This window comes from Bradyrhizobium sp. T-1 (assembly GCF_053592855.1).
Genome location: NZ_CM132115.1, coordinates 7,876,750 through 7,900,575, shown reverse-complemented (window position 1 = coordinate 7,900,575; position 23,826 = coordinate 7,876,750). Strand labels below are relative to the sequence as shown.

Below are 23,826 nucleotides of genomic sequence, written 5' to 3'. Positions count from 1 at the left end.
GGCCTCACATTACGGAAACAATAGGGTTCCTACGGCAGCTTGTCGTAGCCCTCGCCGAGCCCGTTCAGGCTGAGCGGGAAGCCGATGCCTTCCTCGGGTGTTTCGAAGATGATGAAGGTCGCAGTCTTGGCGCTGCGGAGCTGGCCGAGCAGCTTGTCGTCCATAACGACCTCGGCGACGCAGCCATTGGGCAGGCAGCGGACGAAGCCGGCGCGGCCGACGTCCTGGTTGTCGAGCTTCAACCCGAGACCGGACGGCAGCAGGACGCCGAGCGGGGCGACCACGCGCATCAGGCGGCTCTTCTGGTCGGCGGTCTTGAGCACGATCACCGTGAGGCCGGCGTTGGAGCGGTCTTCGGCCACCACGCTCTGGATCAGGGCGCATTGCTCCGCCTGGGCGCCGGGCGGGGTGTCGCAGCGGATCTGCCAGTCGCCATGGACCGAGCGCACCGCGCCTTGCGCATGGGCAAGGCCAGGCAAGGCAAGCAAAATGGCGACAGCCAGGACGCCGATCAGAGCCGTGAGGCCATCAGCCGGCCATATGGCCGATCTTGCCATGCATCTCGAAAGCCCCATCGGGGTCGGTCCCTCTGCTCGCTCGGATCGCTCGCGCTGGTGGACTGATACGGGAATGACGGCGTCTTGAAGGCAATTCACAAGCAAATTCCGCGCCGCCTCGGCCGCCATCGGCGCCACGAATCAGCTTTCTGCGCGGCCCGGTCTCAGTGCCTACCGCGGGCAATTCCGCTGTCAAGCGGCGGCATCCCGGGAAACGGTATTTTTGTCTGATCTTGCTGGGAAATATCTTGCCGGTGATGGCTGACAGAGTGGGCTCAAGACTGCATTGCGATAGATCAAGAATTATGGTTTGAGAGGCTTGATTTCGGCGTTCTAGCGATCTGGCCCCAATTCCTCTTAGAGGTATTCTTGAGCGGCGGTTTGTCAGACGGGCGGATCGAATAAGCGTTCCCCAAAAATAGGGGGATGCACTTGGGGTGATTTCGTAAGGGGAGCGCGAACGGCATGAGGATGTCGATGAGTCGGGTGGGCCGGCAGTTGCTGGGAATGGCGACCATCGCCTTGATGGCCGCTGGCATCACGCTGGTGACGGGCGGCGCGGCATTTGCCGAGCTTGGACAGCCCGAGCCGTGGGAATGGCACCTGCAGGGCTCCGGCTCCCCGGTGATGGACAACATCGTCTGGTTCCATAACTTCTTGTCCGTGCTGATCATCGTCATCACGCTGTTCGTGCTGGCGCTGCTGGTGATCGTGGTGATGAAGTTCAACGCGAAGGCCAATCCGGTGCCGTCGCGGACCACCCACAACACGCTGATCGAGGTGGTGTGGACCCTGGTGCCGGTGCTGATCCTGGTCGGCATCGCGGTGCCGTCGTTCCGCCTGCTGTTCCTCGAGCTCGACGTGCCGAAAGCGGACCTGACCGTCAAGGCGACCGGCAAGCAGTGGTATTGGTCCTATGCTTATCCTGACAACGGCAAGTTCGAGTTCGACTCGCTGATGGCCCAGGACAAGCAGCCCCGTCTGCTCGGTGTCGACAACGAGATGGTGGTGCCGGTCAACAAGGTGATTCGTGTCCAGGTTACCGGTGCCGACGTCATCCACGCGTTCGCGCTGCCGGCTTTCGGCGTCAAGATCGACGCCATTCCGGGGCGGCTGAACGAGACCTGGTTCAAGGCCACCAAGACCGGCATGTTCTACGGCCAGTGCTCGGAGCTCTGCGGCAAGGATCACGCCTTCATGCCGATCGCCATTCGCGTGGTGAACGATCAGGAGTTCGCCTCCTGGGTTGAATCGGCGAAGAAGAAATATGCGAGCGGCGGCACCAGCACTTTCGCCTCCGCAGCCGGCCCGACGCAGTAGGCGCCGGGTGACGGCTCGAGGGGACTGAAAGCGACATAAAGGGCGGGACCTCATAAGGTCCGAACGGGACGCAAGGCAGGATTTGAAAATGGCAACCAGCGCAGCGGCACACGGCGATCACGCGCAAGACCACGGACATGACCACGAGCACGCCCATCCGACCGGATGGCGGCGCTACGTCTATTCGACCAACCACAAGGACATCGGCACGATGTACCTGATCTTCGCGGTCATCGCCGGCATCATCGGTGCCGCGATGTCGGTCGCGATCCGTGCTGAGTTGATGTACCCGGGCGTGCAGATATTCCACGAGACGCACACTTATAACGTGTTCGTGACCTCGCACGGACTGATCATGATCTTCTTCATGGTCATGCCCGCGATGATCGGCGGCTTCGGCAACTGGTTCGTGCCGCTGATGATCGGTGCGCCCGACATGGCGTTCCCGCGCATGAACAACATCTCGTTCTGGCTGCTGCCGGCCTCCTTCGGGTTGCTGCTGATGTCAACCTTCGTCGAGGGCGAGCCGGGCGCGAACGGCGTCGGTGCCGGCTGGACCATGTATGTGCCGCTGTCGAGCACCGGTCACCCCGGTCCGGCCGTCGACTTCGCGATCCTGTCGCTCCATCTGGCGGGCGCCTCGTCGATCCTCGGCGCCATCAACTTCATCACCACGATCTTCAACATGCGCGCGCCGGGCATGACCCTGCACAAGATGCCGCTGTTCGTGTGGTCGATCCTGGTGACCGTGTTCCTGCTGCTGCTGTCGCTGCCGGTGCTTGCCGGCGCCATCACCATGCTGCTTACCGACCGCAATTTCGGCACGACCTTCTTCGCGCCCGACGGCGGCGGCGATCCCGTGCTGTTCCAGCACCTGTTCTGGTTCTTCGGTCACCCCGAGGTGTACATCCTGATCTTGCCCGGCTTCGGCATGATCAGCCAGATCGTCTCCACCTTCTCGCGCAAGCCCGTGTTCGGCTATCTCGGCATGGCCTACGCCATGGTCGCGATCGGCGGCATCGGCTTCGTGGTGTGGGCGCATCACATGTACACGGTCGGCATGTCGTCGGCGACGCAGGCCTATTTCGTCGCCGCCACGATGGTCATCGCGGTTCCGACCGGCGTGAAGATCTTCTCCTGGATCGCCACGATGTGGGGCGGCTCGATCGAGTTCCGCGCGCCGATGATCTGGGCGGTGGGCTTCATCTTCCTGTTCACGGTCGGCGGCGTCACCGGTGTCGTGCTGGCGAATGCCGGCGTCGATCGCGTGCTGCAAGAGACTTACTACGTCGTTGCGCACTTCCACTACGTGCTGTCGCTCGGCGCGGTGTTCGCGATCTTCGCGGGCTGGTACTACTGGTTCCCGAAGATGACGGGCTACATGTACAACGAGTCGATCGCCAAGACACACTTCTGGGTCACCTTCATCGGCGTCAACCTGGTGTTCTTCCCGCAGCATTTCCTCGGCCTGTCGGGCATGCCGCGCCGCTATGTCGACTATCCGGACGCGTTCGCCGGCTGGAACCTGATCTCGTCGATCGGCTCCTACATCTCCGGCTTCGGCGTGCTGATCTTCCTCTACTGCGTGCTCGACGCCTTCATGAAGAAGGTTCCGGCGGGCGACAATCCCTGGGGTGCGGGCGCCACCACGCTGGAGTGGACGCTGTCCTCGCCGCCGCCCTTCCACCAGTTCGAAGTGCTGCCCCGCGTGCAGTAAGCCAATTTCCGCGGCGCCCGAGACGGGCGCCGCGGCTCTGTAACGAAGCGAGTTGAATTCGTGTCCGTCCTCGACCAGAACGCTATCGACATCAATCCCCGCATCTCCGAGGCGGAGGTTGGCGACTATCTCGCGCTGCTGAAGCCGCGGGTGATGTCGCTCGTGATCTTCACTGCGCTGGTCGGGATGGCGATGGCGCCGGGACACTTCCACTGGGTGCTGGCGATCACCTCGCTGCTCTGCATCGCCGTCGGCGCGGGCGCGTCGGGCGCGCTCAACATGGCGCTCGAAGGCGACATCGACGCCAAGATGTCGCGCACCGCCAACCGCCCGATCCCGCGCGGCCGCATCACCCGGCCCGAGGCGATGGCGTTCGGCATGACGCTCGCCTTTTTCTCGGTGATGACGCTCGGCATCCTCGTCAATTGGATCGCGGGTGCGCTGCTCGCCTTCACCATCTTCTTCTACGTCGTGATCTACACGATGGGCCTGAAGCGCTGGACTGCGCAGAACATCGTGATCGGCGGCGCCGCCGGTGCGCTGCCGCCGGTGGTGGCCTGGGCCGCGGTGACCGGCAAGGTCGACGTCGAGCCGCTGCTGCTGTTCGCCATCATCTTCTTCTGGACGCCGCCGCACTTCTGGGCGCTGGCGCTGTTCCGCTCGGACGACTACGCCCGCGCCGGCATTCCGATGCTGCCCAATGTCGCCGGTCCCGATGCGACCCGTCTCCAGATCCTGCTCTACACCATCGTGCTGATCGCGGTGGCCGCGGCGCCCTGGGCGCTCGGCTATTTCGACGCCATCTACGGCATCACCTCGCTGGTGCTCGGCGCCGGCATGCTGGTGTTCGCGATCAACGTCTATATGCGCCGCGAGCGCAGCCAGTCGCTGCGCGCGACGCGAAAACTGTTTGCATTCTCGATCCTGTATCTGTTCGCGCTGTTCGCGACCTTGCTGGCCGAGGTCGTGGTCCGGGCGCTTGCTCCGATGGTTGGGGGCGCATGAGGCAGGAATGGCTGACAAACCCGAGCCAGATGGAATCGTCCTCACCGAGGCGCAGAAGAAGAGCCGTCGCCAGCGCTCGATTGCGATCGCGCTCGCGCTCGGCGTGCTCGTTGTCTTGTTTTTCGCCGTCACCATGGTCAAGGGACCGGGGGTCTTAGTTCGGCCGATATGACAGAGATGGATCAGAAGCCGACCATATCGCGGGATCAGAGCCGAACGGCCAGCAAAGGCCGTTCAGGGGGCTTGGGCCGCGATGTGCTGGTCGCTTCGATCTGCGGCGGCGTGGTCGCGCTGATGGTCGGTGCGTCCTACGCCGCGGTGCCGTTCTACAACTGGTTCTGCCGCGCCACCGGCTTCAACGGCACGACCCAGGTCGCGACCTCGGCGCCCACCACCGGCCCGATCGCGCGCAAGATCGCGGTGCGGTTCGATTCCAATGTCGCGCCCGGCCTGCCCTGGAAGTTCGAGCCGGAGCAGACCGAGGTCGAGGTCAATATCGGCCAGGTCACCACGATCTATTACACCGTGACCAACCAGGCTGCGCGAACCACCTCAGGGCAGGCTGCCTACAACGTCGCGCCGCTGACAGTCGGGTCCTACTTCCAGAAGATCAACTGCTTCTGCTTCACCGAGCAGACCATGGCGCCCGGCGAGAAGCGCGAGATGCCTGTGGTGTTCTACGTCGATCCGTCGATCGTCGACGATCATGACAATGACGGGCTGGGCACGATCACGCTGTCCTACACGTTCTATCCGGTGAAGGATCCGGTGGTGAAGCCGCTCGCATCCGGTGATGACGACAAACGCAAGGGAAATCTCCAGCCGCCGGGTTGACGCTCAGGGGTTGGACTAAGGGGATAAGTGCCGGACAGGCACGGGATTGAGGAGACAGACCGCAATGGCTACCGCGCAAGGCAAGCATCACGACTACCATCTGGTCGATCCCTCTCCGTGGCCGGCGGTCGGCTCCGTCTCGGCCTTCATCATGGCGGTCGGCGCGATCTCCTGGATGCACCACATGTTCTCGGCCGCTCCGATCGTGTTCGGCGTCGGCACGGTGGGCGTGCTCTACACCATGGCGAGTTGGTGGGGCGACGTGATCAAGGAAGCCCAGTACAAGGGCGACCACACCCGGGTCGTGCAGCTGCACCACCGCTACGGCATGATCCTGTTCATCGCTTCCGAGGTGATGTTCTTCGTCGCCTGGTTCTGGGCCTATTTCAACGCGGCGCTGTTCCCGGCCGACGCTGTCCACGCCACCCGCGACGCCGTGTTCGGTTGCGGACTCGGCACTGCCGCCGGCGCCTGCTCGGTGCCGGGCACCTGGCCGCCGCATGGCATCGAGACCTTCGATCCCTGGCATCTGCCGCTGCTCAACACGCTGATCCTGCTCACATCAGGCACCACGGTCACCTGGGCGCATCACGCGCTGCTCGAGAACGATCGTCAGGGCCTGAAGTACGGCCTGATCCTCACCGTGCTGCTGGGCGCGACCTTCACTTGTGTGCAGGCCTATGAGTACAGCCACGCGGCATTCTCCTTCGGCGGCAACGTCTATGGCGCCACCTTCTTCATGGCGACCGGTTTCCACGGTTTCCACGTGCTGGTCGGTACCATCTTCCTGATCGTGTGCCTGGCGCGCGCCTATGCCGGCCACTTCACGCCGACCCAGCATCTCGGCTTCGAGTTCGCCGCATGGTACTGGCACTTCGTCGACGTGGTCTGGCTGTTCCTGTTCCTGTGCATCTATGTCTGGGGACACGGCGCCGAGACCATGGCCCACGGCGCGCACTGAACCGCGACAGATCGATTGAGAAAGGGCGGCCGCAGGGTCGCCCTTTCGCTTTCCATTAGCCAATTCCAGTAGCCAAGGCCTCCGCTGAAACTGTGATAGACTTGCGCCATGAATGAAACCGCCGGCACGCCTGAAGCCCAGCCCACCGTCCTGCAAAGCGCGCTGCGTGGGCTCGCCTGCAAATGTCCGCGCTGCGGCGATGGCAAGCTCTATGCGGGCTTCCTGACGCTCGCGCCGTCCTGCAACCGCTGCGGCCTGGACTACGCCTTCATCGACGCCGGCGATGGTCCGGCGATCTTCATCATCATGCTGGCCGGCGCGATCGTGGTCGGCTGCGCGCTCGTGGTCGAGGTCAAGTACCAGCCGCCGTTCTGGCTGCATGCCGTGCTGTGGTTTCCGCTGATCCTCGCAACCACGCTTCTGCCGTTACGCTCCATGAAATCACTGCTGATCGCATTGCAATTCCACCACAAGGCGGCGCCGGGCCGGCTGATCGACCGCACGAAATGAACGAAACGGCGCGTAAGCCCCGCGTGGCCGGCTTCATGCTGTTCACGCTCCTGCTGACGGCAGCCTTCGTCGCGCTCGGACTCTGGCAATTGCAGCGTCGCGCCGCCAAGCATGAACTGATCGCAGCCCTCACCGAACGTCTTGCGACAGCACCTGTCGCACTGCCGCCGCCTGCGCAATGGGCCGTGCTGACGCCTGCGCGCGACGAATTTCGCCGTGTCAGCTTCACCGCAACCTATGCCGCCTTGCCGGATGCGATGGTCTATTCGTCCGGTTCTGCGGTGCGCAAGGATGCCTCCGGCCCCGGCACCTGGGCCTTCCTGCCGGCACGGCTGGCGGGCGGTGAGATCGTCGTGATCGACGCGGGCTTCGTCGAGAACACCATGCAGGATCGCGGCGTCGAGGACCGCGCGGTGAAGAAGCTCGTCACCGGCGCGCCCGTCGCGCTCACGGGCTATCTGCGCTTTCCGGAAGCGCCAGGCTGGCTCACGCCGGCCGAGAACCGCGACAAGCGGCTGTGGTTCGTGCGCGATCATCAGGCGATCGCAAGCACGCTTCGTTGGGGCGCGGTCGCCCCGTTCTATGTCGATCTCGAGCAGCCGGCGCCCGAGAACGGCATTCCGCGTCCGGGGGCGCTCGACGTGCATTTGAAGGATGACCATCTGCAATACGCCATCACCTGGTTCGCGCTTGCCGGCGCCGTGCTGATCGCCTTTGCCGTCTGGGTGAGGACACGCCGCCAGAGCGGCGCGGCTCCGTAGGTTCCCGGTGCGAACCCGGTATCGTCCGGGCTTTATTATTCAGCGCATATTCACGAGGGTGATCCTAAGCCGCCTCTGAATTTTTCCGCGGCAAACAGGATTGCTGGCGTGCGCGATTTCGATCAAATGGGACTTGTCGTCGATTGGGTGGATGCCTGCCGCAAGGGCGACCTCGCGACGTTGCTCGACCTCTATGCCGATGACGGCGAGGTGGAATGTACGTGCAACGGCACGCAGCTCTATCGCGGCCGGCGCGAGCTCGAAACCTATTGGGGACCCAAACTCAGCGCCTTCTCCTTGGCTGGCTTCGGCCTGGAGGAAATCCAGCCTGCGCAACACGGCATCGATCTCGAATATTCCGTCGCAGGCGCGCTGCGCATCCGCGCATTCTTTCGCTTCAGCGCGGAAGGCAAGATCTACAGCACGCTGTGCGAACCGGCGCAGCAGGGCTCGCACGACGGCTGCGCCTGCTAGAGCATAATCAGGAAAAGCGTGCAGCGGTTTTCCCTCGCGACAAACGCGAAACGCGTTTGCGCGGAGATCCCGCCTCGGCAATAACCTAAAGCGGCGTCCCGTCTCGCACGATTCCTACCGGCAGGCGACAGCGCACATAGGTTCGTTCATTCGCGCGCAGCAGTGACAACGATCCGCTGAGCGCACGCACCCGTTCATGCATGCCGGTCAAGCCGCGGCCGAAGACATTGTCGGCGGGAAAGCCGCCGCCGTCGTCGGAGACCTCGACCGCGAGCGCATCGCCGGCGATCGCCGCCTCCACATGGGCATTGCGTGCCCCGGCGTGGCGCAGCACGTTGGTCAAGGCCTCCTGGATCACGCGGTAGACGGTCTGGGCCAGCGGCCCGTCGACGCCGTTGAGATCAGGATCGATCGTCGCGGAGAGGCCAATATGCGGCGCCTGTCTGCGAAAATTTCGGAGCAGCGTCTGCACGCTGGCCTCGAGCCCCAATTCCTCGATGTAGAGCGGCCGCAGCCGGTCGAGGATGCGGCGGTTGGTTTGCTGGAGCGCTTCGACCGATCGCATCACCTCTTGCGCGGAGTTGCCGAGGTGTCCCGTCTGCGGCGAGGCGTCGCTCAATGCGATCGTGCCGGCGCGGATGCTGAACAGCAGCGGGCCAAGCTCGTCATGCAGCTCGCGGGCGAGGTCGCGCCGCTCATTGTCCTGGAGCGACACCAATCGATGCAAGAGATCGCGATTGTCCTGGCTCAATTGCGCGAGCGTCGCAGCGAGGGCATTGGCTTCCGCGCAGCTCTGCCGGATTTCCGGCGATCCTGCGACCGGGATCGGCGTCGCATAATCGCCGCGCCGGATGCGAGTCAGGCCCGCGCCGAGATCTTGCAAGGACCGCAATGCGGATCCTGCGAAGACATAGGTGGTCGTTCCGGTCAGCACCATCAGCACCGCAATGACGCCCATCAATGCGAGAAAGCCGATCCATTTCTCGAACAGATCGGCCGACAGGTCGGGCATAAACAAGATGTCGCCGACGTGCCTGCTGTCGATCATGACAGGAGAGGCCGCGTTCATGTCCGGGATGGCGATCAGGCCCACGAACCATTGCGGCACGCCATGCACGCCCTGCAGGCTGTCCTTCGCAGAGGGCACAGAACCGGCTTCCACGGGCCGGAATTGAATATCTGAGGAGGGATCCAGGGAATGGACGAAGGCGTCGAGCACCTTCCGTGGATTATCCGAGGCGCCGAGAGCGCTGTTGAGCGCGACAGCGATCGTCTGTGCCGAGCGCCGTCCCGGCTCGCTCTCGTCGGCCAGCTGACCTGTCGCAAATGTCTGGAGCAGGACGCCGCCCATGGCCAGCGCGGCGAGAAAGCTCAAGCCGAGCGGAAGAAATAGTTGGGTTCTGAACGAGAGCCGCTGCCACATTAGGTCAATTCTAACGCGCATTGGCGGGATTTTCTCTTTCCATTTGTTCCCGTCGGTCTATGAGTCAAAAAACAGAGAGCGCGCGATGCAAGATACCGCCAAGCCGGCGACCAAAGTCCTGATCGTCGACGACCATCCCGTGGTGCTATCAGGGTGTCGCACCCTGTTTGCGTCCGACCAGTCGATCCGCATCGACGAGGCGAGCGACGCCAAATCCGGGCACCGGGCCTATATCAGCAAGCGTCCCGATGTGACGGTGATCGACATCAGCCTGCCCGACGTCTCCGGCTTCGAGTTGATGCGCCGGATCCGCAAGGACGATCCGGACGCCAAGATCATCATGTTCAGCATGAACGACGATCCGGCCTTCGTGGTCCGCGCGGTGGAGCTCGGGGCGCAGGGCTATGTCTCCAAGGGCGACGATCCCCGGATCCTGCTCAAGGCTGTGCGCAAGGTGGTTGCAGGCGATAATTTCATCTCCCCCCAACTGGCCGAGGCCGTGACGTTCTCGGGCGCTGCGATCAAGGCCAACCCGGCCTCGCAGATGACGCCGCGGGAGCTCGAGATTCTCCGCCTGCTCGGACGCGGCAACAAGATCGTCGAGGTCGCCGGGGCGCTCGGCATCTCCTACAAGACGGTCGCCAACACCACCTCGCTGCTCAAGCAGAAGTTAGGGGCCAAGAACCACTCCGATCTGATCCGGATCGCGGTGGAAATCGGGATGAATTGACCGTCAAGGACCGAACCGGCTGCTCCAGGATGTGCAGCCGGTCCGGCCGACGAACCGGCCCCGCCGCGCCTCCGGGCAATGCGTGGAAGACGGCGGATCCGATCCGCCGTCACAATGGGCCGCCGACGCGTTCGTTCCTGGCTCGATGCAGCAGCTTGGGAAAATGCGGCATTGAGGCCGCGCGGCGGGCAGTTTGACGGTCGGGACGCTGGGGCATGCCGGGAAAAACAGGAACATTTGGCGCCAGCGGACCGTTTTGATCTTGACGATCTCGTGACAGGTGACGATAGCTCGACCCACGATCTTCGGGGGAAGGCGCCCCAACGCGGAAAACCGGGTCTGCACACATCAACGACAGACCTTCCAAGAGAGGGCTGCGGCATCGCCGCAGCCCTTTTTCGTTGGGCATGGTGCCGCCCCGCAAAACACTCTATGGTGCCGGAGGCCTCTGGCCGCGGACTAGGAACATCGTGAAATCAAAGGCTTAAGGCGCCGATTTGGCTGAGCCGGCCTTTGGAGGGCAGTTTGACTCGTTATATTTCGACCCGGGGCGAGGCCCCTGAGCTTGGCTTCTGCGACGTGATGCTGACTGGGCTTGCCCGCGACGGCGGCCTGTATGTGCCGGTGACCTGGCCGCAGCTCTCGGCCGAGACCATCGCCGGCTTCTTTGGTCGCCCCTATTGGGAAGTCGCAGTCGAAATCATCCGGCCCTTCGTCGGCGGCGAGATCTCGGACGCCGAGCTCGGCCGCATGGCGAACGAGGCCTATGCCACCTTCCGCCATCCGGCGGTGGTGCCGCTGCGCCAGATGTCACCGCATCAATTCGTGCTGGAGCTGTTCCACGGCCCGACGCTCGCGTTCAAGGACGTGGCGATGCAGCTGATCTCGCGGCTGATGGACCATGTGCTCGCCAAGCGCGGCCAGCGCACCACCATCGTGGTCGCAACGTCTGGCGACACCGGCGGCGCCGCGGTCGAAGCCTTCGCGGGTCTGGAGAATGTCGACCTCATCGTGCTGTTTCCGCACAAGCGCATCTCCGAGGTGCAGCAGCGCATGATGACGACGACGGGGGCCGCCAACGTCCACGCGCTCGCCATCGAGGGCAATTTCGACGACTGCCAGGCGCTCGTGAAAGGGATGTTCAACAACCATCGCTTCCGCGATGCGACGTCGCTGTCCGGCGTCAATTCCATCAACTGGGCGCGCATCGTCGCGCAGGTGGTCTATTATTTCACCTCGGCGGTTGCCGCCGGCGCGCCGGCGCGCGCGGTGGATTTCATCGTGCCGACCGGCAATTTCGGCGATATTTTTGCCGGCTACGTCGCCAAGCGCATGGGGCTTCCGGTGCGGACCCTGCGCATTGCCGCCAACGTCAATGACATCCTCGCACGCACGCTCAAGACCGGCATCTACGAAGTGCGCGAGGTGCATGCCACCGCCTCGCCCTCGATGGATATCCAGATCTCGTCGAATTTCGAGCGGCTGCTGTTCGAGGCAAGCAAGCGCGATGCGGCGAGCGTGCGCCGGCTGATGGATTCTCTGAAACAGTCGGGGCGCTTCGTCCTGCCCGACGCCGCGCTCGCTGCGATCCGCGAGGAATTCGACGCCGGTCGCGCCGATGAGACCGAAACCGCGGCTGCGATCCGCGCCGCCTGGCGCGAGGCCGGCGAGCTCGTCGATCCGCATACGGCCGTCGCCCTCGCGGTCGCCGATCGCGACACCACGGACACGACCGTGCCCAACATCGTGCTCTCCACCGCGCACCCCGCCAAATTCCCCGATGCCGTGGCGGCCGCCTGCGGCCAGCGGCCGCAACTGCCGGCCTGGCTCGACGGCCTCATGACCAAATCCGAACATATGAAGGTGATGAAGAACGATCAGAGCGAGGTGGAGCGGTTTGTACTGTCGGTCAGCCGCGCCGCAAGACAGGGAGTTGCCGGATGAGCGTCGAGATCTCCAAGCTTGCCTCCGGCCTGACCGTCGTTACGGACAACATGCCCCAGCTGGAGACCGCCGCGCTCGGCGTCTGGGCCGGCGTCGGCGGCCGCGATGAGAAGCCGAACGAGCATGGCATCTCGCACCTGCTCGAGCATATGGCGTTCAAAGGCACGACCGGGCGCTCCTCGCGCGAGATCGTGGAGGAGATCGAGGCGGTCGGCGGCGACCTCAATGCCGGCACCTCGACCGAGACGACATCCTATTATGCCCGAGTGATGAAGGCCGACGTGCCGCTGGCGCTCGACGTGCTCGCCGATATCCTGGCCAATCCCGCCTTCGAGCCCGACGAGCTCGAGCGCGAGAAGAACGTCATCGTGCAGGAGATCGGCGCGGCCCAGGACACGCCCGACGACGTCGTGTTCGAGCATCTCAATGAGCTCTGCTATCCCGACCAGCCGATGGGGCGCTCGCTGCTCGGCACCGCCAAGACCTTGCGCGCCTTCAACCGCGACTCGCTGCGCGACTATCTCTCGACGCACTACCGCGGCCCCGACATGGTGGTGGCGGCGGCCGGCGCCGTCGATCACAGCCAAGTCGTAGCCGAGGTCGAGAAGCGTTTTGCAAGTTTTGATGCGACGCCGGGGCCGAAACCGCAGGTTGCCCAGTTCGGCAAGGGCGGCGCCAAGGTCGTGCATCGCGAGCTCGAGCAGGCCCATCTGACGCTGGCGCTGGAAGGCGTGCCGCAGACCGATTTGTCGCTGTTCTCGCTCCAGGTCTTCACCAACATCCTCGGCGGCGGAATGTCGTCGCGGCTGTTCCAGGAGGTGCGCGAGAAGCGCGGCCTCTGCTACTCCATCTACTCCTTCCACGCACCCTATACCGACACCGGTTTCTTCGGCCTCTACACCGGTACCGATCCGGCCGACGCGCCGGAAATGATGGAAGTCGTGGTCGACATCATGAATGATTCGGTCGAGACCCTGACCGAGGCAGAGATCGCTCGCGCCAAGGCGCAGATGAAGGCGGGCCTGTTGATGGCGCTTGAGAGCTGCTCGTCGCGCGCGGAACAGCTCGCCCGGCACGTCCTGGCCTATGGACGGCCGCAGACGGTGCAGGAGCTGGTGGCCCGGATCGACGCCGTCAGCGTCGAATCCACGCGCGATGCGGCGCGTGCGCTGCTTTCGCGTAGCCGCCCTGCAGTTGTCGCATTGGGCAGCGGCAGGGGTCTGGACACGGCGGTGTCTTTTGCGGAAGGATTAACCCGGGCGCGTGCCAAGGCGCGGCTGCACTAGGAGCCGCGCAACGGACGCCCCCCGGGAAGCATCACCATGGCCCTCTTTCGCCTGCCATCCAGTGGACCTGCTGCTCTCGCCCCTCGCGGCAACGGCCTGTTGCTGCGCGCGCCGCAGATGTCGGACTTCTTGCAGTGGGCGCACTTGCGCGAGACCAGCCGCGACTACCTGACACCGTGGGAGCCGATCTGGCCGTCGGACGACCTGACCCGGTCCGGCTTTCGCCGCCGCCTGCGCCGCTATTCTGAGGACATTGCCGCGGACCGTTCCTATCCGTTTCTGGTCTTCCGCGAACTCGATGGCGCCATGGTCGGCGGCATCACGCTCGCGAATGTCCGGCGCGGCATCGTCCAGGCCGGCACCATCGGATACTGGGTCGGCCAGCCCCACGCCCATCGCGGTTACATGACGGCCGCGCTGCGGGTGCTGCTGCCGACACTGTTCGGCGAGCTCAATTTGCACCGCGTCGAGGCGGCCTGCATCCCCACCAATGCGCCGTCGATCCGGGTGCTGGAGAAGTGCGGCTTCTCCCGCGAAGGGCTGGCGCGCCGTTATCTCTGCATCAACGGGGTCTGGCAGGACCATCTGCTGTTCGGCCTGCTGCACGAGGATTTCCGCGGCTGAGCCGGGTCTCCGAGCTCCTGGAGGTCAGCCTTTTTTCCTGCCTGGTTTTCTCGCCTTGGGATCGCCGATTTTGGCGATATAACCCGCGCAAGCCGGCCGATCGGCCGGGGTGTTTGTCATGGAGTATTGCCGTTCATGAGGGAGCTTCGATCATTGCGGAAGGCGCTGCGGCGGGGTCCGGTGATCGCGCTGGCGCTGTCGGTGTCGTTCGCCTCCGTCTCGCCGGTTGCGGCGCAGTCGCTGACCGACCGCTTCAAGAGCCTGTTCGGCGGCAAATCCGACGAACCCGCCGAGTCCAAGCCGGCGCCTGCGCCGGGGCAGCCTGCGGCCGATGACGAGATCGATTGCCCGCAAGTCACGGTGCGCGCCGGAGCGTCGACCTATGGTGTCGGGGCGACGGGCAAGCCGGCCGTCGGCAACGACGTGCGCTTCCAGGCCTCGATCACCAAGATGGCGCGTGAGTGTGTCCGCAACGGTGGCGAGATCACCGCGCGTATCGGCATCCAGGGCCGCGTGATCGCGGGGCCCGCCGGTGCACCGGCGACCGTGGAGGTGCCGATCCGCGTCGCCGTCGTGCAGGGCGGCGTCGGCGAGAAGGTGATCGCCTCGAAAGCCTACCGGACCACCGTCGGGATGTCGGAGGGCGGCAGCGCGCCCTTCACCTTCGTCGCCGAGGACTTGTCCTATCCGGTGCCGTCGGCCGCGGTTGCCGATTCCTACATCTTCTATGTCGGCTTTGACCCGCAGGCGCTCGCGCCGGAACCGAGAGCGCGGAAGAAGAAGTAGCGCATTGAGGAATTCAGCCGTCATGGCCGGGCTTGTCCCGGCCATCCACGCTCTTTTTGGCGGCCAAGACGTGGATGCCCCGAACAAGCCAGGGCATGACGATGAGAAAATATCCAGCCAAACAAAAAAGCCGGCGCTCACCGCGCCGGCTTTTTGATCGGTGAGGCGTCTGTCCTCAGTTCAGCTTCTGGCGAACCTCGGTGATGCCCTTGGCGAGCAGATCGTCGGCAACCTGGCCCTTGACCGACTGCGACAGGATCGTGGAGGCGGCCTGGACGGCGGCTTCCGCGGCTGCCGCACGGACGTCGGCGAGCGCCTGGGCCTCGGCGAGCGCGATCTTGCTCTCCGCGGTCTTGGTACGCCGGGCGACGAAGTCTTCCACCTTCGCCTTGGCCTCGGTCGCGATGCGCTCTGCTTCGGACTTGGCGTTGGCGATGATGTCGGCAGCCTCGCGCTCGGCCGTGGCGGTGCGCGCCTTGTAGTCGGCAAGCACCTTGGCGGCTTCCTGCTTGAGGCGCGTCGCGTCGTCGAGCTCGGCCTTGATGCGGTCGGCGCGATGGTCGAGCGCAACCATCGCCTTCTTGAAGACCCCGAGATAGCCGAACACCACCATCAGGATCACGAAGGCTATGGCGACCCAGGTTTCAGGATCGAAGAACATATCGACTAACCCTTCAAGGACGCATCAACGGCGGCATTGACCGACGCCGCGTCCGGAACCACGCCGGTGAGCTGCTGCACGATGGTGCCTGCCGCATCGGCCGCGATGCCGCGGACGTTGCCCATGGCGGTCGCGCGGGTCGAGGCGATAGTCTTCTCCGCCTCGGCGAGCTTGGCCGCCAGTTGCTCTTCCAGCGCCTTGCGCTCGGCTTCCGCCTGCGCATTTGCCTTGTCTCGGGATTCGTTGCCGATCGCCTGCGCCCGCGAACGCGCCGAAGCGAGCTCGCCTTCATAGGCCTTCAGCGCCGCCTCGGACTGATCCTTCAGCTTCTGCGCCTCGGCGAGGTCACCCTCGATCTTGTTCTGACGCGCCTCGATCGCACCGCCGACCTTCGGCAGAGCAAGCTTGGACACGATCACGTAAAGCGCGACGAAGAAGATCGCGAGCCACACCAGCTGCGAAGCATAGGTGCTGCTCTCGAACGGCGGAAAACCGCCACCGTGACCGCCTTCGGTCTCGGTGTGGGCGCCCGCCGCCGGACTTTTCGCCCCGCCATGACTCTCAGCCATGGATTACTCCTGTTGCCGTCCTGCGCGCCGCTTCGGTTGAAGCGGCGCGAAAATTCGTCCTCAGAGCGGAACGAACAGCAGCAGCAGTGCGATCAGCAGCGAGAAAATGCCGAGCGCTTCGGTCACGGCGAAGCCGAAGATCAGGTTGCCGAACTGGCCCTGAGCAGCCGACGGATTGCGGACGGCTGCGGCGAGGTAGTTGCCGAAGATCACGCCCACGCCGACGCCTGCGCCGCCCATGCCGATGCATGCGATGCCCGCGCCGATAAGTTTTGCTGCTGCCGGATCCATTTTAGACTCCTTGGAAGAAAGATTGGGTTTTGGGTGGAAATTCCCCGGACCGCTTAGTGTCCCGGATGAATGGCGTCGTTGAGGTAGATGCAGGTCAGGATCGCAAACACATAGGCTTGCAGGAACGCGACCAGGATCTCGAGGGCGTACAGGGCGATCGTGAGCGCGAGCGGCAGCACGCCGCCGACCCAGCCCAGCGCGCCGAGCGAGAAGCCGAGCATGGCGACGAAGCCCGCGAACACCTTCAGCGCGATGTGGCCGGCCAGCATGTTGGCGAACAGACGGACGCTGTGGGAGACCGGCCGCAGGAAGAACGACAGGATCTCGATGAACATCACCAGCGGCAGGATGTAGCCGGGGACGCCGTGCGGCACGAAGATCGAGAAGAATTTCAGGCCGTTCTTGGCGACGCCGTAGATCAGGACGGTGAAGAACACCAAAAGCGCGAGCGCCGCGGTCACGATCAGGTGGCTCGAGATCGTGAAGGTATAGGGGATGATGCCGACCAGGTTCGAGACACAGATGAACATGAACAGCGAGAAGATCAGCGGGAAGAACTTCATGCCTTCCGAGCCGGCCGTCGAGCGGATGGTCGAGGCGACGAACTCGTAGGAGATTTCGGCGACCGACTGCAGGCGCCCGGGAACCAGCTGGGTGCCGCTGGCAAGCATCAGGATCGAGATGATCGCGACGGCCACCAGCATGTAGAGCGATGAATTGGTGAAGGCGATCGTGTGATTGCCGATATGGCCGATCGTGAAGAGAGGCTCGATGTTGAACTGGTGGATCGGATCGATTTTCATCGGCGCGGCATCTCTTGGTCTGCCGGGCTAGCCGGCGTGTCTCGGTCTGCCGGTGCGGGCCGGCCCGCACCGGCGAAGCCGGCGCGACAATTCCTCTCCTGGTCGGATCGGCTTAAGAACCACCGCGCCTGTTTTGACCCGCGCCCGCCGTTCTCACCACGTTCACCACGCCGGCCACGAAGCCCAGCAGCGTGAACACGATAAATCCGAAAGGCGACGTCGACAGCAAGCGGTCGAACCCCCAGCCAATCCCCGCTCCGACAACGACCCCGGCGATCAACTCGGAGGATAACCGAAAACCAAGCGCCATCGCCGAGGCTCTGGCCGCTCCGTCTTCACCGTCACCTGCGGGTTGCTCGGTCTTGACGTGGCGGTCGCGAAATTCGGACAACCGCTGATCAAGATTACCGAGCCGTTCGGAAAGCGCAGCTTCCTCGGGCGATCTATCGCGATCTCCATTCTCGCTGTGTCCCGTGTCTTGAGCCATGCCACGAAGACCCGAAACGCTGCGGTTGAATGGAAATTACGCCCGCCACCCTCAAAAGCCGCGCGGACCATACTGACCGCACATAATCAAGTCAAGCCAAGTCACGATCGCGTCGTGTTCGATTATGTATCTGATTTGATTGGAGATATTGTCTTGCACGTCAGCGCTGCACACAGCGTGACGCCGCACCGCAGCAGCTCTCCGCGCGATCCGCCGATATGGCCGACATTTTGCTCTGCTGGCGGGATCAAACAGACTGCGGCTACCGTTGATTTCGCAGGCTCATTTTTGGTGGCGGATTCAAGCGGACCGGCGATGCGCCGCCGACCGCCGGGGTGTAGAATTCTGAGCATGTGCCAGCCTGCGCGGCGTGGCGGAGAGCGCGATGAGACCGGCGAAATCATCCACAACATCATGGCTTGCGGCGGCGATCCTCGCTGTGACGACGCTTGCTGTGACGACTTTTGGCGGCGGTCTGGTTGCCGCGCAATCGGCGCCCGACGGCGACAACGGGCGCTACAGCATGACGCCAATCCCCGAGGGCGTGCTGCGGCTCGACAGCCGCACCGGCACGGTCTCGACCTGCACCAAGAACGACGCCGGCTGGGCCTGCTACGCCGTGCCCGACGAGCGCTCCGCGCTTGATGCCGAGATCGGCCGGCTCCAGGCCGAGGTCGAGAAGCTCAAGGGGCAGCTCGCCGCCGGGCCGACCGTCTCCGGCAAGATCGACGAGGCGCTGCCGAAATCCGATCCCCTGAAGAAGGCCGAACCGAAGGTCGCCGAGGGCGATCGCAAGCTCGAGATCCCGCTGCCGAGCGACCAGGACATGGACCGTATGATGTCGTTCCTCGAAAAGGCCTGGCGCCGGCTGATCGACATGGCCAACCGCGTGCAGAAGGACGTGTCGGGGAAGATTTGAGTTGTCGTCCTCTGGCTTTCGCCAGGACGACGGCTACGAGAGACATCTGATGACATCAGCCAAATCCGTCACGCGTTCCGCGCCATCGTCCGTGCAAGCCACCACGATCGTCTCGTCGCTGCTGACCGTGCAGACGAACGGTCGCAGCTTCACCGATCTCACCAGCGAGATTGCGAAATTTGTCGCTGAGGCGCGCGCGGGTGATGGCGCGTTGACACTGTTCATCCGCCACACCTCGGCCTCGCTGACGATCCAGGAGAATGCCGACCCTTCCGTCCTCGTCGATCTCACCACCGCACTCGCGCGTCTTGCGCCTGAAAACGTGCCCTGGACTCATGATACCGAGGGCCCCGACGACATGCCCGCGCACATCAAGACCATGCTGACGCAGACATCGCTGCATGTGCCGGTGCTTAGCGGCAGGCTCGCGCTCGGCACCTGGCAGGCGATCTATCTGATCGAGCATCGCGCCCGTCCGCACCGGCGCGAAATCGTGCTGCAATTCATTGGCAGCAACAAGTAGCGCTGCTGGAAAAGCAAACCGGCCGCGGATCGCTCCGCGGCCGGCTGTTTTGTCTGCGTCGTGCGATGCGACTTACATCTTGGTGATGTCGACGTCCTTCGTCTCAGGCACGAAGAGGAAGCCGACAACAGCCGTAATCAACGCGAAGCCGACCGGGTACCACAGGCCGGAGTAGATATCGCCGGTCGATGCGGTGATCGCGAAGGCGGTCGCTGGCAGGAGGCCGCCGAACCAGCCGTTGCCGATGTGATAAGGCAGCGACATCGAGGTGTAGCGGATGCGGGTCGGGAACAGTTCGACCAGCATCGCCGCGATTGGGCCGTACACCATGGTGACGTAGATCACGAGGATGAACAGCAGTCCGATGAGGGCCGCCACCTGCGGACGGAAGATGTCGAGCGGGTTCGACATCTTGACGATGCCGGCGTCACCCGCCTTCGGATAGCCCGCCGCCAGCACCGCCGCCGTGATCGCGGGGTTTGACGTCTTGGCATCCGTGTAGGGCACCTCCTTGTCGTTGACGACGACCTTCACCGCGCCGGCAGGTCCCGGAACGGTCGAGTATTTCACCGACGACTGGGCGAGGAAGGCACGTGCCGTGTCGCAAGGTGCGGTGAAGACGCGGGTGCCGACCGGGTTGAAGAGATCGCCGCAGCCTGCGGGATCCGCGACGACCTGCACCTTGACCGTCTCGTAGGCCTTTTCCAGCGCCGGATTGGCGTTGCTCGAGATCATCTTGAAGATCGGGAACAGGGTCAGTGCGCCGATCAGGCAGCCCGCCAGGATGATCGGCTTGCGGCCGATCCGGTCGGACAGCGCGCCGAACACCAGGAAGAAGCCGGTGCCGAGCAACAGCGACCAGGCGATCAGCAGGTTGGCGGTGTAGCCGTCGACCTTCAGGATCGATTGCAGGAAGAACAGCGCGTAGAACTGTCCCGTGTACCAGATCACCGCCTGGCCCATGGTCAGGCCGAGCAGCGCCAGGATCACGATCTTGGCGTTGGCCCAGTTCGCGAAGGCTTCCGTCAGCGGCGCCTTGGACGTCTTGCCTTCCTCCTTCATCCGCTGGAACACCGGCGATTCGTTCAGGCGCAGACGGATCCAGACCGAGATGCCGAGCAGCGCGACCGACACCAGGAACGGAATACGCCAACCGCCCCAATAGGCGCCGGGTGCACCGGCAAAGGCGGCCTCGCCGGTTGCGGTGCGGGTGAACAGGATCACCAGCAGCGACAGGAACAGGCCAAGCGTTGCCGTGGTCTGGATGAATGAGGTGTAGTAGCCGCGCTTGCCTTGCGGCGCATGCTCGGCGACATAGGTTGCCGCACCGCCATACTCACCGCCGAGCGCGAGGCCTTGCAACAGGCGCAGGCCGATCAGGGTGATCGGCGCCGCAATGCCGATCTGCGCGGCACCCGGCAACAGGCCGACGATGAAGGTCGACAGACCCATGATCAGGATGGTGACGAGGAAGGTGTATTTGCGGCCGACGATGTCGCCGACACGGCCGAACACGATGGCGCCGAACGGGCGGACCAGGAAGCCTGCCGCGAAGGCCAGCAGCGCAAAGATGTCGCGCGTGGCCTGGTCGAACATCGGCTTGCCGTCGGCGCCCGCGATGGTGAAGAACTGCGTGCCGATGATGCCGGCCAGCGACCCGTAGAGATAGAAGTCGTACCACTCGAAGACGGTGCCGAGCGACGATGCGAGGATGACGAACCGCTCATCCTTCGTCATGCCGGTCGATCGTGCCGACGTTGCAGCCATTGTGGACATCGTGAATGCGCTCCCCGAATTTCGTTTCCTCGCATCCCGGCTGTTCCGGGCATGCCGGATCAACCTGGGTCTTGCCCCCAAGGTAACATCGGCGTGAAACCCGCCCCAATACGACTTTCGGCCTTTCGCACTGACGCGCAACTGACGGTGCGGACCTATTGTGCGGCATCACGGCGTAGGTATGCGGATTAACCCCTTTCCGGCAAAGGAAGAATGTGCCCTTGCATGCCACGGCCGGTCGGGGAAGAATTGACCATTGCGCCGGTCCGGACTACTGGCCGGGTGACGAACGACAGCAAGAGATCGATGAACGCTCCTTCCACCCATCTCGTCATCGCCGATGACCATCCGCTGTTCCGCGATGCGCTGCGGCAAGCGGTGGCGGGCGTCCTGAGCACGGCGAAGATCGACGAGGCCGGCTCATTCGAGGATTTGACCAAATTGCTGGAACAGACCTCGGACGTCGACCTGGTCCTGCTCGACCTCTCGATGCCCGGCATCTCCGGCTTCTCCGGCCTGATCTACCTCCGTGCGCAATATCCGGCCATCCCGGTGGTGATCGTCTCGGCCTCCGACGACAGCGCCACGATCCGCCGCTCGCTCGATTTCGGCGCCTCCGGCTTCATTCCGAAGCGGTTCGGCGTCGAGACGCTGCGCGATGCCATTCTCAAGGTGATGGAGGGGGACGTCTGGGTTCCCGCCGACACCGACCTGTCGGCCGCCGCCGACCCCGACATGACCCGCTTGCGCGACCGCCTGGTGACGCTGACGCCGCAGCAGGTGCGGGTCTTGATGATGCTGTCGGAGGGACTGCTCAACAAGCAGATCGCCTACGAGCTCGGCGTCTCCGAGGCAACCATCAAGGCCCACGTTTCGGCGATCCTGCAAAAGCTCGGCGTCGAGAGCCGCACCCAGGCGGTGATCGCAGCCGCAAAGATTGCCGGCGGCCAGTGGAAGCAGGGCGCGCCTACGGGGTAGGGGCACTTACTCGTTAACTCGCGGATGTCCGATACGAGTCCGACCTGGCAGGTCACCCATTTGCCCTTTGCGTTTTAGACGTGCCTAAATCTGGGTTAGCCTGGAAGAGCCGCATGTGACCGCCGGAACCGCGATAATGGAAACTCAGCCAGAACTGCAAGCTCTTCGCGATAGCATCGACAACCTGGATGCAGCTTTAGTCCACATCCTCGCTGAACGATTTAGGTGCACCCAACAGGTAGGGGAATTGAAAGCTCGCCTTCGGCTGCCGTCCTCTGACCCGGCTCGCGAGAGACAGCAGGTAGAGAGACTTCGTTCACTTGCACGGGCCGCCAACCTTGATCCGGACTTCGCCGAAAAGTTCCTAGCCTTCATCATCAAGGAAGTGATCCGCCACCACGAGACGACGCGCGTCAGAGTCGCCTCCAGCAGCTGATCCGTTCAGCGGAGACGTCTGCGCAGCCCACCTCGTCCAAGAAACCTTCGTAAAATTCGCGAAGTCGTGAGAACGCTGCGCCGCCAATTTGCGCCCCGTAGCGTTCAACTTGTCTGCGCGGAAAGACTCTGGATTGCTTCGCAGCGCTCGCAATGACGAGTTCTTGACCGCAACAGCCCGGCGATCTCACAGGAGAGTGCGTCGACGCGGGTTCCCCGAGGACGTAAGCAAGTCATGCTTGCAGATCCCCGCGACCGGGTTCCCTGCCGGCCTCACAACTTCTCACAACTCCAAACGGGCCCTCCGCCGCTGGCGCTGATAGGCAGTTGCGCGACGGCAAGAAGAGCCTGAGCCACGCGGACAACGGCGCCCCCACGCATTGCCTCGCCGCCGGTAACCATCAACAAGGTAGCCAGATCATGAAACGGATCATCGACCAGCATCGCCGCCAGTTCCTCGGCATTGCCGCGGGGAGCGTCGCCGTCGGCCTCGGCATGATCGACCTTGCGCGCGCCGAAACCGAGACGCCACGATCTTCCGCGACCAACACGTCCTTCGGCCCGATCAAGCAGATCAATGCCGGTGTCCTCAACGTCGGCTATGCCGAAGCCGGTCCCGCGACCGGCCCGGTGGCGATCCTGCTCCACGGCTGGCCCTACGACATTCACAGCTTCGTCGATGTTGCGCCGATCCTGGCGCGGGCCGGCTATCGCGTCATCATCCCTTATCTGCGCGGCTACGGTTCGACGAACTTCCTCTCCAGCGAGACGCTGCGCAACGGCGAGCCGGCCGCGCTCGCCGTCGACATCATTGCGTTGATGGATGCGCTCGACATCAAGAAGGCCGTTATCGCCGGCTTCGACTGGGGCGCGCGCACCGCCGATATCATCGCGGCGCTGTGGCCGGAGCGCTGCCGCGCGCTGGTGTCGGTCAGCGGCTATCTGATCTCCAGCCAGGCGGCGGGCAGCGCGCCGCTGCCGCCGTCCGCCGAGCTGCAATGGTGGTACCAGTTCTATTTCGCGACCGAGCGCGGCCGCGCCGGCTACGAGAAGTACACGCATGACTTCGCGAAGCTGATCTGGAAGCTGGCCTCGCCGCAGTGGAAGTTCGACGACGCCACTTTCGATCGCAGTGCGAAGGCTTTCGAGAACAAGGATCATGTCGCGATTACGATCCACAATTACCGTTGGCGGCTTGGGCTTGTTAAGGGCGAAGCGAAGTACGACGAGATCGAGAAGAAGCTCGCGGCAGCTCCGGTCATCGACGTGCCTGCGATCACGATGGAAGGCGATGCCAACGGCGCGCCGCACCCCGATCCAAGCGCCTACGCCAAGAAGTTCTCCGGCCGCTACGACTATCGCCTGATCACCGGCGGCATCGGCCACAATCTGCCGCAGGAAGCCCCGCAGGCCTTTGCCAAGGCCGTCATCGATGCCGACGGCGGCGCTTGA

The 23,826-nt window shown here is 63.9% G+C and carries 28 protein-coding genes; 20 read left to right on the top strand and 8 right to left on the bottom strand.

What is annotated here, in order from left to right:
- Positions 1-29: 29 nt before the first annotated feature.
- Positions 30-575, bottom strand: a complete 546-nt coding sequence (locus ACWAT4_RS37760) for an invasion associated locus B family protein (RefSeq protein ID WP_212426016.1) — start codon at positions 573-575, stop codon at positions 30-32.
- 447 nt (positions 576-1,022) lie between these two features.
- Here ACWAT4_RS37760 and coxB point away from each other — a divergent pair, with 447 nt between their 5' ends.
- The 9 genes from coxB (at position 1,023) to ACWAT4_RS37715 (ending at position 8,139) form a co-directional block, all read left to right on the top strand.
- Positions 1,023-1,877: a cytochrome c oxidase subunit II gene (coxB, locus tag ACWAT4_RS37755; RefSeq protein WP_212302750.1), complete on the top strand. Its 855-nt coding sequence runs from the start codon at positions 1,023-1,025 to the stop codon at positions 1,875-1,877.
- Between the two features lie 88 nt (positions 1,878-1,965).
- Positions 1,966-3,594, top strand: coding sequence for a cytochrome c oxidase subunit I (gene ctaD, locus ACWAT4_RS37750; protein ID WP_212302749.1), 1,629 nt, complete (start codon positions 1,966-1,968; stop codon positions 3,592-3,594).
- A 60-nt stretch (positions 3,595-3,654) separates the two neighbouring features.
- Positions 3,655-4,599: a heme o synthase gene (locus tag ACWAT4_RS37745; RefSeq protein WP_212302748.1), complete on the top strand. Its 945-nt coding sequence runs from the start codon at positions 3,655-3,657 to the stop codon at positions 4,597-4,599.
- Positions 4,600-4,606: 7 nt separating this feature from the next.
- Complete coding sequence (locus tag ACWAT4_RS37740) at positions 4,607-4,771, top strand: CoxF protein (protein ID WP_212302747.1); 165 nt, start codon at positions 4,607-4,609, stop codon at positions 4,769-4,771.
- Between the two features lie 5 nt (positions 4,772-4,776).
- Positions 4,777-5,433 carry a cytochrome c oxidase assembly protein gene (locus ACWAT4_RS37735; RefSeq protein WP_212302746.1) on the top strand — a complete coding sequence of 219 codons (657 nt, stop codon included), beginning with the start codon at positions 4,777-4,779 and terminating at the stop codon, positions 5,431-5,433.
- A gap of 64 nt (positions 5,434-5,497) precedes the next feature.
- Positions 5,498-6,394, top strand: a complete 897-nt coding sequence (locus ACWAT4_RS37730; protein ID WP_212302745.1) for a cytochrome c oxidase subunit 3 — start codon at positions 5,498-5,500, stop codon at positions 6,392-6,394.
- Positions 6,395-6,502: 108 nt separating this feature from the next.
- Positions 6,503-6,904, top strand: a complete 402-nt coding sequence (locus ACWAT4_RS37725) for a DUF983 domain-containing protein (protein WP_212426017.1) — start codon at positions 6,503-6,505, stop codon at positions 6,902-6,904.
- Positions 6,901-7,665 (top strand): SURF1 family protein, encoded by a 765-nt coding sequence (locus ACWAT4_RS37720; protein ID WP_212447033.1) that lies wholly within the window; start codon positions 6,901-6,903, stop codon positions 7,663-7,665. The genes ACWAT4_RS37725 and ACWAT4_RS37720 overlap by 4 nt, the downstream gene beginning before the upstream one ends.
- Before the next feature lie 108 nt (positions 7,666-7,773).
- Entirely contained in the window at positions 7,774-8,139 is a 366-nt protein-coding gene (locus ACWAT4_RS37715) for a nuclear transport factor 2 family protein (protein WP_212302742.1), read from the top strand.
- An 85-nt stretch (positions 8,140-8,224) separates the two neighbouring features.
- On the opposite strand, the gene ACWAT4_RS37710 is transcribed toward ACWAT4_RS37715, so the two are convergent.
- Entirely contained in the window at positions 8,225-9,562 is a 1,338-nt protein-coding gene (locus tag ACWAT4_RS37710; protein WP_449731314.1) for a histidine kinase, read from the bottom strand.
- A gap of 85 nt (positions 9,563-9,647) precedes the next feature.
- Between ACWAT4_RS37710 and ACWAT4_RS37705 the strand changes: the two genes are divergently transcribed.
- The 6 genes from ACWAT4_RS37705 (at position 9,648) to ACWAT4_RS37680 (ending at position 15,089) form a co-directional block, all read left to right on the top strand.
- Entirely contained in the window at positions 9,648-10,292 is a 645-nt protein-coding gene (locus ACWAT4_RS37705; protein WP_212302740.1) for a response regulator transcription factor, read from the top strand.
- A gap of 525 nt (positions 10,293-10,817) precedes the next feature.
- Positions 10,818-12,236, top strand: coding sequence for a threonine synthase (gene thrC / locus ACWAT4_RS37700; RefSeq protein WP_212302739.1), 1,419 nt, complete (start codon positions 10,818-10,820; stop codon positions 12,234-12,236).
- On the top strand, positions 12,233-13,522 hold the full coding sequence (locus tag ACWAT4_RS37695; RefSeq protein ID WP_212302738.1) for a M16 family metallopeptidase: 1,290 nt from the start codon (positions 12,233-12,235) through the stop codon (positions 13,520-13,522). Before thrC ends, ACWAT4_RS37695 begins: the two co-directional genes overlap by 4 nt.
- A gap of 36 nt (positions 13,523-13,558) precedes the next feature.
- Entirely contained in the window at positions 13,559-14,146 is a 588-nt protein-coding gene (locus ACWAT4_RS37690; protein WP_094973334.1) for a GNAT family N-acetyltransferase, read from the top strand.
- A 135-nt stretch (positions 14,147-14,281) separates the two neighbouring features.
- Positions 14,282-14,932 (top strand): hypothetical protein, encoded by a 651-nt coding sequence (locus tag ACWAT4_RS37685; RefSeq protein ID WP_212302737.1) that lies wholly within the window; start codon positions 14,282-14,284, stop codon positions 14,930-14,932.
- A 22-nt stretch (positions 14,933-14,954) separates the two neighbouring features.
- Positions 14,955-15,089 carry a hypothetical protein gene (locus ACWAT4_RS37680; protein WP_283815637.1) on the top strand — a complete coding sequence of 45 codons (135 nt, stop codon included), beginning with the start codon at positions 14,955-14,957 and terminating at the stop codon, positions 15,087-15,089.
- Positions 15,090-15,107: 18 nt separating this feature from the next.
- Here the strand turns inward: ACWAT4_RS37680 and ACWAT4_RS37675 are convergent, their stop codons facing one another.
- The 5 genes from ACWAT4_RS37675 to ACWAT4_RS37655 all read right to left on the bottom strand — a co-directional run bounded on the left by ACWAT4_RS37675 (position 15,108) and on the right by ACWAT4_RS37655 (position 17,743).
- Entirely contained in the window at positions 15,108-15,593 is a 486-nt protein-coding gene (locus ACWAT4_RS37675; protein ID WP_212302736.1) for a F0F1 ATP synthase subunit B family protein, read from the bottom strand.
- A 5-nt stretch (positions 15,594-15,598) separates the two neighbouring features.
- Positions 15,599-16,162, bottom strand: coding sequence for a F0F1 ATP synthase subunit B (locus ACWAT4_RS37670; protein WP_212302735.1), 564 nt, complete (start codon positions 16,160-16,162; stop codon positions 15,599-15,601).
- Between the two features lie 60 nt (positions 16,163-16,222).
- Positions 16,223-16,453 (bottom strand): F0F1 ATP synthase subunit C, encoded by a 231-nt coding sequence (locus ACWAT4_RS37665; protein WP_007599451.1) that lies wholly within the window; start codon positions 16,451-16,453, stop codon positions 16,223-16,225.
- Positions 16,454-16,506: 53 nt separating this feature from the next.
- Positions 16,507-17,256, bottom strand: coding sequence for a F0F1 ATP synthase subunit A (locus ACWAT4_RS37660; protein WP_212302734.1), 750 nt, complete (start codon positions 17,254-17,256; stop codon positions 16,507-16,509).
- Positions 17,257-17,368: 112 nt separating this feature from the next.
- The gene (locus ACWAT4_RS37655) at positions 17,369-17,743 is read right to left on the bottom strand and encodes an AtpZ/AtpI family protein (RefSeq protein ID WP_212302733.1); all 375 of its coding nucleotides are present in this window, start codon (positions 17,741-17,743) and stop codon (positions 17,369-17,371) included.
- A 385-nt stretch (positions 17,744-18,128) separates the two neighbouring features.
- Here ACWAT4_RS37655 and ACWAT4_RS37650 point away from each other — a divergent pair, with 385 nt between their 5' ends.
- On the top strand, positions 18,129-18,662 hold the full coding sequence (locus ACWAT4_RS37650; RefSeq protein WP_212302732.1) for a hypothetical protein: 534 nt from the start codon (positions 18,129-18,131) through the stop codon (positions 18,660-18,662).
- Positions 18,663-18,711: 49 nt separating this feature from the next.
- Positions 18,712-19,185 carry a secondary thiamine-phosphate synthase enzyme YjbQ gene (locus ACWAT4_RS37645; protein ID WP_212302731.1) on the top strand — a complete coding sequence of 158 codons (474 nt, stop codon included), beginning with the start codon at positions 18,712-18,714 and terminating at the stop codon, positions 19,183-19,185.
- A 72-nt stretch (positions 19,186-19,257) separates the two neighbouring features.
- Here the strand turns inward: ACWAT4_RS37645 and ACWAT4_RS37640 are convergent, their stop codons facing one another.
- Positions 19,258-20,922 (bottom strand): MFS transporter, encoded by a 1,665-nt coding sequence (locus ACWAT4_RS37640; RefSeq protein ID WP_212302897.1) that lies wholly within the window; start codon positions 20,920-20,922, stop codon positions 19,258-19,260.
- Between the two features lie 345 nt (positions 20,923-21,267).
- On the opposite strand from ACWAT4_RS37640, the gene ACWAT4_RS37635 reads away from it, so the two are divergent.
- The 3 genes from ACWAT4_RS37635 (at position 21,268) to ACWAT4_RS37625 (ending at position 23,826) form a co-directional block, all read left to right on the top strand.
- Positions 21,268-21,939: a response regulator gene (locus ACWAT4_RS37635; protein WP_212302730.1), complete on the top strand. Its 672-nt coding sequence runs from the start codon at positions 21,268-21,270 to the stop codon at positions 21,937-21,939.
- 136 nt (positions 21,940-22,075) lie between these two features.
- Positions 22,076-22,375 (top strand): chorismate mutase, encoded by a 300-nt coding sequence (locus tag ACWAT4_RS37630; RefSeq protein WP_212302895.1) that lies wholly within the window; start codon positions 22,076-22,078, stop codon positions 22,373-22,375.
- Between the two features lie 419 nt (positions 22,376-22,794).
- Positions 22,795-23,826 (top strand): alpha/beta fold hydrolase, encoded by a 1,032-nt coding sequence (locus tag ACWAT4_RS37625; protein WP_212302729.1) that lies wholly within the window; start codon positions 22,795-22,797, stop codon positions 23,824-23,826.

Coding starts and splice junctions, on each gene's coding strand:
- ACWAT4_RS37680 (WP_283815637.1), top strand. CDS start 14,955: ATGGCCGGGCTTGTCCCGGCCATCCACGCTCTTTTTGGCGGCCAAGAC.
- ACWAT4_RS37690 (WP_094973334.1), top strand. CDS start 13,559: ATGGCCCTCTTTCGCCTGCCATCCAGTGGACCTGCTGCTCTCGCCCCT.
- ACWAT4_RS37740 (WP_212302747.1), top strand. CDS start 4,607: ATGGCTGACAAACCCGAGCCAGATGGAATCGTCCTCACCGAGGCGCAG.
- ACWAT4_RS37710 (WP_449731314.1), bottom strand. CDS start 9,562: ATGTGGCAGCGGCTCTCGTTCAGAACCCAACTATTTCTTCCGCTCGGC.
- ACWAT4_RS37735 (WP_212302746.1), top strand. CDS start 4,777: ATGGATCAGAAGCCGACCATATCGCGGGATCAGAGCCGAACGGCCAGC.
- ACWAT4_RS37645 (WP_212302731.1), top strand. CDS start 18,712: ATGACATCAGCCAAATCCGTCACGCGTTCCGCGCCATCGTCCGTGCAA.
- ACWAT4_RS37655 (WP_212302733.1), bottom strand. CDS start 17,743: ATGGCTCAAGACACGGGACACAGCGAGAATGGAGATCGCGATAGATCG.
- ACWAT4_RS37665 (WP_007599451.1), bottom strand. CDS start 16,453: ATGGATCCGGCAGCAGCAAAACTTATCGGCGCGGGCATCGCATGCATC.
- ctaD (WP_212302749.1), top strand. CDS start 1,966: ATGGCAACCAGCGCAGCGGCACACGGCGATCACGCGCAAGACCACGGA.
- ACWAT4_RS37670 (WP_212302735.1), bottom strand. CDS start 16,162: ATGGCTGAGAGTCATGGCGGGGCGAAAAGTCCGGCGGCGGGCGCCCAC.
- ACWAT4_RS37725 (WP_212426017.1), top strand. CDS start 6,503: ATGAATGAAACCGCCGGCACGCCTGAAGCCCAGCCCACCGTCCTGCAA.
- ACWAT4_RS37760 (WP_212426016.1), bottom strand. CDS start 575: ATGGGGCTTTCGAGATGCATGGCAAGATCGGCCATATGGCCGGCTGAT.
- ACWAT4_RS37730 (WP_212302745.1), top strand. CDS start 5,498: ATGGCTACCGCGCAAGGCAAGCATCACGACTACCATCTGGTCGATCCC.
- ACWAT4_RS37625 (WP_212302729.1), top strand. CDS start 22,795: ATGAAACGGATCATCGACCAGCATCGCCGCCAGTTCCTCGGCATTGCC.
- ACWAT4_RS37650 (WP_212302732.1), top strand. CDS start 18,129: ATGAGACCGGCGAAATCATCCACAACATCATGGCTTGCGGCGGCGATC.
- ACWAT4_RS37720 (WP_212447033.1), top strand. CDS start 6,901: ATGAACGAAACGGCGCGTAAGCCCCGCGTGGCCGGCTTCATGCTGTTC.
- ACWAT4_RS37695 (WP_212302738.1), top strand. CDS start 12,233: ATGAGCGTCGAGATCTCCAAGCTTGCCTCCGGCCTGACCGTCGTTACG.
- ACWAT4_RS37675 (WP_212302736.1), bottom strand. CDS start 15,593: ATGTTCTTCGATCCTGAAACCTGGGTCGCCATAGCCTTCGTGATCCTG.
- ACWAT4_RS37630 (WP_212302895.1), top strand. CDS start 22,076: ATGGAAACTCAGCCAGAACTGCAAGCTCTTCGCGATAGCATCGACAAC.
- ACWAT4_RS37685 (WP_212302737.1), top strand. CDS start 14,282: ATGAGGGAGCTTCGATCATTGCGGAAGGCGCTGCGGCGGGGTCCGGTG.
- ACWAT4_RS37705 (WP_212302740.1), top strand. CDS start 9,648: ATGCAAGATACCGCCAAGCCGGCGACCAAAGTCCTGATCGTCGACGAC.
- coxB (WP_212302750.1), top strand. CDS start 1,023: ATGAGGATGTCGATGAGTCGGGTGGGCCGGCAGTTGCTGGGAATGGCG.
- ACWAT4_RS37635 (WP_212302730.1), top strand. CDS start 21,268: ATGAACGCTCCTTCCACCCATCTCGTCATCGCCGATGACCATCCGCTG.
- ACWAT4_RS37660 (WP_212302734.1), bottom strand. CDS start 17,256: ATGAAAATCGATCCGATCCACCAGTTCAACATCGAGCCTCTCTTCACG.
- ACWAT4_RS37640 (WP_212302897.1), bottom strand. CDS start 20,922: ATGACGAAGGATGAGCGGTTCGTCATCCTCGCATCGTCGCTCGGCACC.